The following is a 6,927-nucleotide window of genomic DNA, read 5'->3' on the forward strand; positions in this document are numbered from 1 at the left end:
ATATGTCCTTGTTCCCTTATTTCACATACTGCCCTACTGCCTTACTGCCTTATTGCCTTCATCTGGAATCACCGCCGTGGCGCTTTCTCCCAATATTCGCAGTTCGATTTTCATGATGCTGGCCATGGCGAGCTTCACGATCAACGATTCCATCACCAAATACCTCTCCGAGAGCATGAATACCGGGCAGATCATGCTGCTGCGCGGCACGCTTGCCACCATGGTCGTGCTGCTTCTGGCAAGACAGCGCAAGGCGCTGGTCAGTCCCCGCAAAATGCTGCATCCGATGATCATTCTGCGCGCGGTGGGTGAACTGGGCGCGACCATCACCTATCTTGTCGCGCTGGCAAACCTGTCGCTCGGGTTCACCTCGGCCATTTTCCAGTCCGTGCCGCTTGCCGTCACGCTGCTTGCGGCTATTTTCCTGAAAGAGCAGGTTGGCTGGCGGCGCTGGCTGGCGATAACCACCGGCTTTGTCGGCGTGCTCATCATTGTGCGCCCCGGCGCCGACGGCATAAATCCTTACGCGCTGATGCTGCTCGTGGGCGTTGTTTTCACCGCCTGCCGCGATCTGGCGACGCGGCGCATACCGGACACGATGCCGACGCTGATGATCTCCGCCCTCACCTCCTTTATCGTTACGCTGACTGGCGCGGGCCTCATCGTGCCCATGGGCGGCTGGTCGCCGGTCGGCTGGGGTGAGGCAGGCTTTCTCATGATCGCCGCGATCCTGCTTCTCATTGGCTATCACTTCATCATCCTGGCGATGCGCGCGGGCGAGATCTCCTTCGTCGCCCCCTTTCGCTACACCAGCCTTCTCTGGTCGATCCTGCTTGGTTTCGTCATCTTCGGCGATATTCCCAACATTGCCATGATCATCGGTTCGGTCATCGTGGTTTCAAGCGGCATCTACATGCTCTATCGCGAAAGCGTCGTCTCACGGCGTGGACGGATTGAAGCACGGGCGCCCGAACCGGCGGCTTTGACGGAAGCAGGATAGAATGCAGCTCCTGGGCGTCATCCTCGCAGGCGGACGCGCGACGCGCATGGGTGGCGGCGACAAGACGCTGATGCCACTGGGCGGCAAGTCGCTTATCGACAACGTCATCGAGCGGCTAAGCCCGCAACTGCCCGACATCATCATAAACGCCAATGGCGACCCTGCCCGCTTTGCTGAATTCGGTTTGCCTGTCGTGGCCGATCATGTACCCGGCTATCAAGGCCCCCTCGCTGGGCTTCACGCTGCGATGCGCCATGCAACAGAAATGGGCGCGACTCATATCGTGACCGTCGCCGCCGATACGCCGTTCTTTCCCGCCGATCTGGTCAGCCGCCTTATGGATGCGCAAGGAGATGCAAAGGCCGACATCGCGCTGGCCGCATCAGGCGGCAACCTCCACCCGGTTTTCGGCCTTTGGCCCGTCGCGCTGGAAAAAGACCTCGCGGCGTTTCTTATGAGTGACGAGAAGCTGAAGGTAAGTGCCTGGGCCAACCGTCACCGCGTGGCGGAGGCGCATTTCGATCCTCTGCCCGCAAAGGACGGAACGAGCGTCGATCCCTTCTTCAACATCAACACCCGCGAAGATCTTGCGCTAGCCGAGGAATTGCTGGAAAAACGCGCGTCATGACCAAACGTATTTTCGGCATTACCGGCTGGAAGAACTCCGGCAAGACAACACTGGTCGTCCGCCTCGTCGAGGAATTGACGCGGCGCGGCTGGCGGGTTTCCACCGTCAAGCACGCGCATCATGATTTCGATATCGATCATGAAGGCACCGACTCGTTCCGCCACCGCAAGGCGGGCGCCGGAGAAGTCGCCATCGTTTCCAACCGCCGCTTCGCGCTGATGCATGAATTGCAGGGTGAAAACGAGCCGTCGCTCGAGGATATCGTGCAGCGCCTTGGCCCCTGCGATCTCATTCTCGTCGAAGGCTACAAGCGCGAATCGATCAAGAAAATCGAAGTGCGGCGGCTGGATGGCCGCAAGGGCGAGCGACTCTCCGCCGGCGATCCCAATATCGTCGCCATCGCCGCCGATCATCCCGTTGAGGGTGAAACCGTCCCGGTTTTCGGCCTCGATGATATCACGGGAATCGCCGACTTCATCGAAGCTCGGAATGGCTTGGGAAAACTCCGCTAATCTCTGTTGCTTTTTCCGCTGATATAATGGGAATATCTCCTGACAGGCACGAAAAAATCACGTGCCTTCGCCCGAAGGCTGAACCAAAAAAGAAGATGGGGAACAGCCGGGCAATAAACAAAAGGGGTCTAGACAAAATGCGTATCATGAAGCGTTTCGCTCTTGCAGCGTCCGCGGCCGCCGTTGCTTTGACGATGGGCGCGATTGCAATGAACACCGCCCAGGCGGAAGACAAGCTGAAGCTGACCATCGCCTCCGAAGGAGCCTATCCGCCCTTCAACACGCTGACGCCCGACGGCAAGCTGGAAGGCTTCGACATCGATATCGCCAAGGCACTTTGCGATCAGATGAAAGCGGAATGCACCTTCGTCACCCAGGATTGGGACGGCGCGATTCCCGCTCTGCAGGCCGGCAAGTTCGATGCTTTTATCGCGTCGATGTCCATCACGCCTGAGCGCGAAAAGCAGGTCGATTTCTCCAAAAAATACTACAACACGCCGCCGGCGGTCATCGCGCCGAAGGGTTCCGGCATCAAGGGCGCAACCAAGGAAGCGCTTGCCGGCAAGACAATCGGCGGCCAGGGAGCCACCACTCACGTAACCTATGCGGAAAAGACCTTCACCGACAGCACGGTCAAGTCCTATCCGACCGCCGAGGAGTATTTCCTCGATCTCACCAATGGCCGTATCGATGCGGCCACCGACGATATCGTCGTGCTCAAGAAGTTCCTGAGCACGCCGGAAGGCGCCTGCTGCGAGGTCGTCGGCACCATCAAGCCGGTTGACGAGATTCACGGCCCCGGCGCTGGTGTCGCGATCAAGAAGGGTCGTCCTGAACTCGTAGCCAAGTTCAACGAAGCCATCGCCGCCATCCGCGCCAATGGCGAGTACAAGAAGATCAACGACAAGTACTTCGATTTCGACGCCTACGGCGAGTGATCGGTGGTTTGATCTGGAATGAAAAGCGGCGGAAAGCGATTTCCGCCGCTTTTTTATTGCCTTCTAGCCAGTCATTTCGAGGATGACGCGCGAAGCGGCTTTTTTACCCGCACAGCCCAACGCGCTAAAATCTATTGCTTTTGTAGTGAAAATAGTGGGAATATTATTTTTCGTACGCGGACTTCCGCGTATCCATGCTCGAAGGCTGAATAAAAACAAACGGGGACTAGGCCGGAGCTTGAGTATTAGGAGGTGCAGACAAATGCACATTATGAAGCGTTTCGCCCTTGCGGCGTCCGCGGCTATTGTCGTCTTGACGATGGGCGCGATTGCAATGGACACCGCCCAGGCGGCGGACAAGCTGAAACTGACCATCGCCTCCGAAGGCGCTTATCCCCCCTTCAACACGCTTTCCCCCGACGGCAAGCTGGAAGGCTTCGATATCGATATCGCCAAGGCCCTTTGCGATCAGATGAAGGCCGATTGCACCTTCGTCACGCAGGATTGGGATGGCGCGATCCCTGCATTGCAGGCCGGCAAATTCGATGCCTTCATCGCGGTCATGTCGATCACGCCGGAACGGGAGAAGCAGATCGATTTCACCAATAAATATATGAGCACGCCGCCGGCCGTCGTTGCGCCCAAGGATACCGACATCAAGGGCGTCACCAAGGAAGACCTCGCCGGCAAGACGATCGGCGTGCAGGGAGCGACCACTTTTTCCAATTTTTCGGAAAAAACCTATCCTGACAGCTCGATCAAATCCTACCCGACCGCCGAGGAATATCAGCTGGATCTCGCCAATGGGCGTCTCGATGCCGCGGTTGACGACCGCGTCGTGATCGACAACTGGCTGAAAACGGCCGACGGCGCCTGCTGCAAGATCGTCGGCATGCCCAAGGCGGACCCTGCGATTTTCGGTCCCGGCATGGGCATCGCCATCAAGAAGGGGCGCCCTGAACTTGTCAAAAAGTTCAACGACGCCATCGCCGCCATCCGCGCCAATGGCACATATAAGAAAATCAACGACAAGTACTTCGATTTCGATGTCTACGGCGATTGATCGAGAAGGGACTTGATGAATGAGCGAAAAGCGGTGGAAGCAATTTCCGCCGCTTTTTTTTGAAAAAGCCGGTTCATTTTGGCCTCGCCTTGGGATAAACGCCAGACTGGCTCGGAAGAGGCCTAAAAGGGAAAAGGCGGATGGAATATTACGCGAGGCTCTTGAGCTTCGGCGAAGGGGGCTGGGGAACGAGCATAGCGCATGGCGTGCTCATCACGATTTCGCTCGCTCTGGCGACCTTGCCTTTCGGCCTTTTAATCGGCTTTCTCGTTGCTCTCGGGCAACAATCCAAGGAGCGCTCGGTAAGGCTCGCCGCCGGCATTTATACCACGGTGTTCCGTGGCCTGCCGGAACTCCTCACCATGTTCCTCATCTATTTCGGCGCGCAGATCGGTCTGGAAAAACTCGTCGCAATATTGGGGATCGATGCCAGGATCGAGATCAATTCCTTTGCCGCCGGCATGCTGGCGCTGGGCGTGGTCTTCTCTTCCTATGCGAGCGAGGTTTTCCTCTCCGCCTTCCGCGCCATTCCGGCGGGGCAATATGAGGCGGGCTACGCCATCGGCCTTTCGAACCGGCTGACCATGCGCAAGATCATCCTGCCGCAACTCACCCGCATCGCGCTGCCGGGGTTGGCGAATCTCTGGATGGTTCTTCTCAAGGATACCTCGTTCATTTCAGTCATCGGCCTTGCCGACATCATGCGCCAGACCGGCATCGCGGCCCGCGTCACCAAGGAGGCTTTCCTGTTCTACGGCATAGCCTGCCTGCTCTATCTTGCCCTCGCCATCATCTCGTCCTTCTTCATCATCCGCATTGAGAACTGGGCGTATCAGAGCCAAAACATGGGAAAAGGGCGCGCCTGATGACGACCGTAACCTCCTCCGACGAGGCAGTCCTGCGCCCTCCCGCCCTTCCCCATCGGTGGACGCGCGCGCGTGTGGCCGGCTATTTCCTCGTTGGCCTGTGGCTGGCGTTTTTCATCGGCCTGGCCATTTATCTCTATGGCGCCTGGAATATCGGCCTCATCGAGACCTATGGCCCGAAATACTGGTCCGGCCTTAAGACGACGCTCACGCTCGTCGCCATCTCCTTTCTGCTCGGCATGATCATCTCGATTCCCGTCGCTATTGCAGGCCTGTCGAAGAACCGTTTCGCGCGTCGGCTTTCCGGCGGATATGTCTATTTTTTCCGCGGGACACCGCTCCTGGCTCAAGTGTTCCTCATCTATTACGGGCTCGGCTCCTTCCGCCCGCAATTGCAGGATCTGGGGTTGTGGGGTTTCTTCCGCGATGCCTGGAGCTGCGCGATCCTCGCCTTCACGCTCAACACCGCCGCCTACCAGGCGGTAATACTGCGCGGCGCCATCAAAAGCGTGTCGACCGGCCAATGGGAAGCCGCTTCCGCGCTGGGGCTTTCCAAGCGGGTCACGTTCTGGAAAATCATCCTGCCGCAGGCGCTGATCGTCGCGCTGCGCCCCTACGGCAACGAATTGATCCTGCTTCTCAAGGGATCGGCCATCGTCGCCATCATCACAATCTATGATCTGATGGGCGAGACGCGCCGCGCCTATGCGCAGACCTTCGATTTCCAGACTTACTTATGGGCCGCTGTCATCTATTTCGTGATTGTGGAGCTGATCCGCAATCTGTGGGATTGGATAGAACGGCGCCTGACACGTCACCTCATCCGCTGAAACTTTAGGGAATCCGGACATGCTGAAAATCTGGGGCAGGCCCAACTCGACCAATGTCAAGAAAGCGCTTTGGACGGCGGAGGAGCTTGGCCTCGCCTATGAAAACATTCCCGCGGGCGGTGCCTATGGCGTCGTCGATACGCCCGAATTTCGCGCGCTCAACGCCAATGGCCTCGTGCCTGTTATCGAAGATGATGGCTTCGTTCTGTGGGAATCAAACACCATCGTGCGCTATCTCACGGCGAAATACGGGACGGATACGCTCTGGATTGACGATGTGGAGCACCGCGCGCAGGCGGAAAAATGGATGGATTGGGCGAGCACCAAGCTGAACAACCCGTTCCGCGATATCATCTGGCACACGCTGCGTTTGCCCGAGAACCAGCGCGACCCGGCTGTTCTGGCCGCAGGCGTCATAGCGTTCGCCAAGGCACTGGAAGTACCGGAAAAGGCGCTGGCAAGCCAGCCATGGCTTTCCGGAATAGAATTCGGCATCGGCGACATTCCATTGGGCGTTTATGCCTATGCGTGGTTTGAGCTTCCGCTCGATCGGCCGGATTTCCCGAACTTCGCCGCCTGGTACGAACGGCTGAAACAGCGCCCGGCTTATGCGACAAGCGTCCTGACACCGCTTACATAGAAACATCACCAAAACGCCGCAGCCTTGATCTGTCGTGTTCTCGGGCTTGCCCCGAAAACAACGGCTAGAGCATTTCATTTTTAGGTTGAAACGGTGATATTCTTTTATCGGTGCGGACTGTTTCACCGTTGAGGCATGGATTCCTGTGACAAGCACAGGATGACGGCAATATGGCTTTTGACACAAGCCTAAACATTTCGGCCTGCAAGACGATGAAGTTTCAGGCGAAAAACCCTCTCTTCCGTCATTCCTGTGCTTGTCACAGGAATCCATGCCTCAACCTATCCATTCACGACAACGGCGCAAAAGGACACCAAGTGATTCCATCAAAAGAGGAAGCTCTCTAGGTGTTTAGTCCCAGACTTTAATGGTGCATTCTTTTCTCAGGAATGGAAGGAATCATTATGGGCCAGTTTCTCCATGGGAGCGCCACGACGACTGAGGCAGTCC

Annotated in this window: 8 protein-coding genes; all 8 read left to right on the top strand. The window is 57.4% G+C overall.

Translation table 11 applies throughout. From position 1 onward, the window contains the following. Positions 1 to 76 precede the first annotated feature (76 nt). The 8 genes from C7477_RS09105 to C7477_RS09140 all read left to right on the top strand — a co-directional run bounded on the left by C7477_RS09105 (position 77) and on the right by C7477_RS09140 (position 6,477). Positions 77 to 1,000 carry a DMT family transporter gene (locus C7477_RS09105; protein WP_110751288.1) on the top strand — a complete coding sequence of 308 codons (924 nt, stop codon included), beginning with the start codon at positions 77 to 79 and terminating at the stop codon, positions 998 to 1,000. A gap of 1 nt (position 1,001) precedes the next feature. Next, complete coding sequence (gene mobA / locus C7477_RS09110; protein WP_110751290.1) at positions 1,002 to 1,628, top strand: molybdenum cofactor guanylyltransferase MobA; 627 nt, start codon at positions 1,002 to 1,004, stop codon at positions 1,626 to 1,628. Next, positions 1,625 to 2,140, top strand: a complete 516-nt coding sequence (mobB, locus tag C7477_RS09115; protein ID WP_110751292.1) for a molybdopterin-guanine dinucleotide biosynthesis protein B — start codon at positions 1,625 to 1,627, stop codon at positions 2,138 to 2,140. Before mobA ends, mobB begins: the two co-directional genes overlap by 4 nt. A 137-nt stretch (positions 2,141 to 2,277) precedes the next feature. Continuing rightward, positions 2,278 to 3,078: a transporter substrate-binding domain-containing protein gene (locus C7477_RS09120; protein ID WP_110751294.1), complete on the top strand. Its 801-nt coding sequence runs from the start codon at positions 2,278 to 2,280 to the stop codon at positions 3,076 to 3,078. 262 nt (positions 3,079 to 3,340) lie between these two features. Further along, positions 3,341 to 4,141, top strand: a complete 801-nt coding sequence (locus C7477_RS09125) for a transporter substrate-binding domain-containing protein (RefSeq protein ID WP_110751296.1) — start codon at positions 3,341 to 3,343, stop codon at positions 4,139 to 4,141. A 140-nt stretch (positions 4,142 to 4,281) separates the two neighbouring features. Then, positions 4,282 to 5,007, top strand: a complete 726-nt coding sequence (locus C7477_RS09130) for an ABC transporter permease (protein ID WP_110751298.1) — start codon at positions 4,282 to 4,284, stop codon at positions 5,005 to 5,007. Further along, a complete protein-coding gene (locus tag C7477_RS09135; protein WP_110751300.1) occupies positions 5,007 to 5,837 on the top strand; it encodes an ABC transporter permease in 831 nt (276 codons plus the stop codon). Before C7477_RS09130 ends, C7477_RS09135 begins: the two co-directional genes overlap by 1 nt. A 19-nt stretch (positions 5,838 to 5,856) precedes the next feature. Then, positions 5,857 to 6,477, top strand: coding sequence for a glutathione S-transferase family protein (locus C7477_RS09140; RefSeq protein WP_110751302.1), 621 nt, complete (start codon positions 5,857 to 5,859; stop codon positions 6,475 to 6,477). Positions 6,478 to 6,927 lie beyond the last annotated feature (450 nt).

The sequence above is a fragment of the Paramesorhizobium leguminum genome (assembly GCF_003217235.1).
Classification (GTDB): Bacteria; Pseudomonadota; Alphaproteobacteria; order Rhizobiales; family Rhizobiaceae; genus Paramesorhizobium; species Paramesorhizobium leguminum.

Bases quoted from the DNA above. Each gene is read 5' to 3' on its own strand.
- mobA (WP_110751290.1), top strand. From the start codon at position 1,002: ATGCAGCTCCTGGGCGTCATCCTCGCAGGCGGACGCGCGACGCGCATG.
- mobB (WP_110751292.1), top strand. From the start codon at position 1,625: ATGACCAAACGTATTTTCGGCATTACCGGCTGGAAGAACTCCGGCAAG.
- C7477_RS09120 (WP_110751294.1), top strand. From the start codon at position 2,278: ATGCGTATCATGAAGCGTTTCGCTCTTGCAGCGTCCGCGGCCGCCGTT.
- C7477_RS09125 (WP_110751296.1), top strand. From the start codon at position 3,341: ATGCACATTATGAAGCGTTTCGCCCTTGCGGCGTCCGCGGCTATTGTC.
- C7477_RS09130 (WP_110751298.1), top strand. From the start codon at position 4,282: ATGGAATATTACGCGAGGCTCTTGAGCTTCGGCGAAGGGGGCTGGGGA.
- C7477_RS09135 (WP_110751300.1), top strand. From the start codon at position 5,007: ATGACGACCGTAACCTCCTCCGACGAGGCAGTCCTGCGCCCTCCCGCC.
- C7477_RS09140 (WP_110751302.1), top strand. From the start codon at position 5,857: ATGCTGAAAATCTGGGGCAGGCCCAACTCGACCAATGTCAAGAAAGCG.